Source organism: Photobacterium sp. OFAV2-7 (assembly GCF_022347985.1).
Lineage (GTDB): Bacteria > Pseudomonadota > Gammaproteobacteria > Enterobacterales > Vibrionaceae > Photobacterium.
On record NZ_JAKRFQ010000650.1, the window covers coordinates 1 to 3,121 of the forward strand.

Sequence of the window (3,121 nt, forward strand, 5' to 3'; positions counted from 1 at the left end):
ATGGCATCGGCAACACTGCCGTTGCCCGCAGCCTGACGGTTCTTGATTAATCCGGCTGCTACCGCCGTCAACTGAATAAGATCTGTCGCCGGGAAGGCAAGTTGAACAAGGCCGGCATCCAGTTCAGCTTCTAGCTGTTCTTCCCCATTCAGAATGGCAATCAATCCTTCAGCGCTATCGCAGTGTTTCAGCTTTTCTTCCACGCCGTCGGCCGACAGAACTTTCGTCAGTTGCTTGAGGATCCCAAGGTGTTCATCCGATTTCGCCGCAATACCAATCGCAAGATAGGCTGTCTTTCCCTCTCCCCAATCCACACCTTGTGGAAAGTGATGTACACGAACACCGGTTTGCTTCACCAAACCTCGGGTATCTGTTGTTCCGTGAGGGATTGCAATGCCATTGCCCAGAAACGTGGAATTTTGCGCTTCCCTGTCCAACATGCCGTTGACATACCCTGTATCAACCAGCCCTTGTTGCTCCAGACCGGTAGCCAATGCCTTGATAGCTTGTTGCTTATCAGCAGCAGATTGCTTTAGCTGAATATCGCTCTTTGATAATGACAGCATGAACTCTCTCCAGTATTCGATGACTCGGCGAAATACACTTTCGCCCTATCTACACGTCTTTAATTCTAGTTAACTTCAGCAAAAGCTGAATCGATTCAGCTTTTGCTGAAAATAAAAGCTTCAGCAGAACTTTGTTTAACTAAAATCAGCTTTGCTGAAACCTTTCAGCTGACATGCTGAATGGTTTCAGCTAATATTGCAATTGTTCTGTGTCAGATCATTTGCGAATATATGATCAGGCGCACAAATTCTACCAAAGACTAAGAATCGAGAATGAAGTTAGACGAAATAGCCAAACTGGCTGGGGTGTCACGAACGACAGCCAGTTATGTCATCAATGGCAAAGCGGCAAAGTACCGGATCAGCGAGAAAACCCAGCAAAAAGTTATGGCTGTAGTTGATGAGTTTAACTACCGGCCTGACCATGCCGCCACTTCTCTGCGAGCCGGAAGCAGCCGCTCTTTTGGATTGATCATCCCGGATCTTGAGAACAGCAGTTATGCCAAGCTGGCAAAACTGCTGGAACGCGATGCCCGCAAAGCCGGTTATCAGCTCATTATTTCCTGCTCGGATGATGATATCGACACAGAAATGAAAGTCGCGGAAACCCTACTGAGCAGACGCATTGATGCCTTACTGGTTGCCAGTGCCCTGCCTGCCGATCATTCTTTCTATAAAAAGATCCAGGCCAGTGGCGTACCGGTTATCGCGATTGACCGTGCCTTGGATGACGAAGAGTTTGCCAGTGTGATCAGCGAAGACCTCGAAGGGGCTTTCGAACTGACGCAAAGCCTGCTCGCCAAGAACATCGCCAGTATTGGCCTAGTCGGTGCCGTGCCGGATCTAGGCGTATCAAAAGAGCGTGAACAAGGCTTCTATTCAGCCATTCATACTCAGCCACAAGAGCTGGAAACACTCGTCACCTATGGCGATCACTTCAGCCAGCAGCAAGGCCAACAACAGGTTCAACAGTGGATCGACAACAATACCCTGCCCGACGCTATACTTGCGACCTCATACACGCTGTTCGAAGGTATCCTGGACTGCCTGTTAGCCAATCCTGAGCTGATGAAGAAAACCCACCTTGCCACTTTTGGTGATAACCGACTGTTGGACTTCCTGCCGATTAAGATTCAGTCTCTTCCGCAGCAGTTCGAACTGATAGCGGATAATGCGCTGGAGCTGGCGCTAAATGCCGCTGCCGGACGCTACCGGACAGGTATTGAAGTGGTGCCGAGGAAAATTAAACGTCGCTGACGTTGAACGCTATGCATTAAAAAGCCCCTGAAAAGGGGCTAATTTTTATGTGGAAGGATGAATTGGCTAGCGTCCTATTTTAAAAGAACCGACATGGCGATCCAACGTCTGGGCCAGTTCTGCCAGATCCTGGCTCGATCTTTCCAGCTCTTCACTGGCAGCAAGCCCCACTTTTACCGAGCTATCTACAGTATCCATATTGAGGTTGATTTCATTAGCTACGCTTGTCTGCTGCTCGGTTGCAGTGGCAACCTGAGTATTCATATCAAGTATGGTCATCACCAGTTGAGATATCTTTTCCAGTGCCTGCTGCGCATCTTCTGTTGCCTGAGAACCTTCAGCGGTTAACGACTGGCTGCTATCCATTGCCTCAACCGCATTTTTGGCTTCATTCTGCAGTTGATCAATCATGGCCTGAATTTCATTGGTTGACTGAGCCGTTTTGGTCGCCAGGTTCCTAACCTCATCGGCAACCACCGCAAAACCACGACCGGCTTCACCTGCACGCGCTGCTTCAATCGCCGCATTCAGTGCCAGCAAGTTAGTCTGCTCCGAAATACCTCGAATCACTTCGAGAATAGAACCGATAGATTGAGTTCTGTCTGCCAAAGAGGTGATCACCCCTGACATCTCGTTCATTTGATCGGCAAGGCCAGTAATAGTTGTTGTGGCTTCCTGCAGGATCCTCTGCCCTTCCTGAGTCTCAATATTAGCATTCTCGGCAGACTCCGCAGCACCCGCCGCATTTTGTGAAATCTCACTTATGGTCGCAATCATCTCGTTCATCGAGGTAACCACCAGCAGCGACTGCTCACTCTGTTCATGACCACGTGACAATGCCTGCTGAGACTGGCCTCGAAGCTCAGTGGCGGTTCGGCCGAGATCAACGCCAGTATTGACGACCTGACCAATAATTTCATTGATTTTACCGACAAAGATATTGAAGGCCGTTGAGATATGGGCAATTTCATCATTGCCGCGAACAGGTAACCGAATAGTCAGATCGCCATCACCTTTCGATATATCTTCCAGTGCATCTTGTAGTCCCGAAAGTGGCCTTAACAGTTTGCCAAGCAACCCCATTAAGACACATCCGCACAGAATAAAGATACCCAAAATCGCAACTAACTGAGTGATAACTATCCCTTTTGCCGCATCACTGACTTCTGTGATCGGAATGCCAATATCGAATGTACCGTACAGTTCACCGTTAACATAAATAGGAGAAAGAATGTCATAAACCCAGACTTGCTGAACATCGGCGTACCATTTGGAATGTTGCGGTATGCCTCTTGTAG

At 48.7% G+C, this 3,121-nt stretch carries 3 protein-coding genes; 1 reads left to right on the forward strand and 2 read right to left on the reverse strand.

What is annotated here, in order from left to right; all coding sequences use genetic code 11:
- On the reverse strand, positions 1 to 566 hold a 566-nt coding region (locus MHN01_RS22405), incomplete at its 3' end, for a PTS sugar transporter subunit IIA (protein ID WP_239413546.1).
- 273 nt (positions 567 to 839) lie between these two features.
- Between MHN01_RS22405 and cra the strand changes: the two genes are divergently transcribed.
- Entirely contained in the window at positions 840 to 1,823 is a 984-nt protein-coding gene (gene cra / locus MHN01_RS22410; RefSeq protein ID WP_239413547.1) for a catabolite repressor/activator, read from the forward strand.
- A gap of 66 nt (positions 1,824 to 1,889) precedes the next feature.
- Here the strand turns inward: cra and MHN01_RS22415 are convergent.
- The coding region (locus MHN01_RS22415; RefSeq protein ID WP_239413548.1) for a methyl-accepting chemotaxis protein at positions 1,890 to 3,121 on the reverse strand (1,232 nt) is incomplete at its 5' end.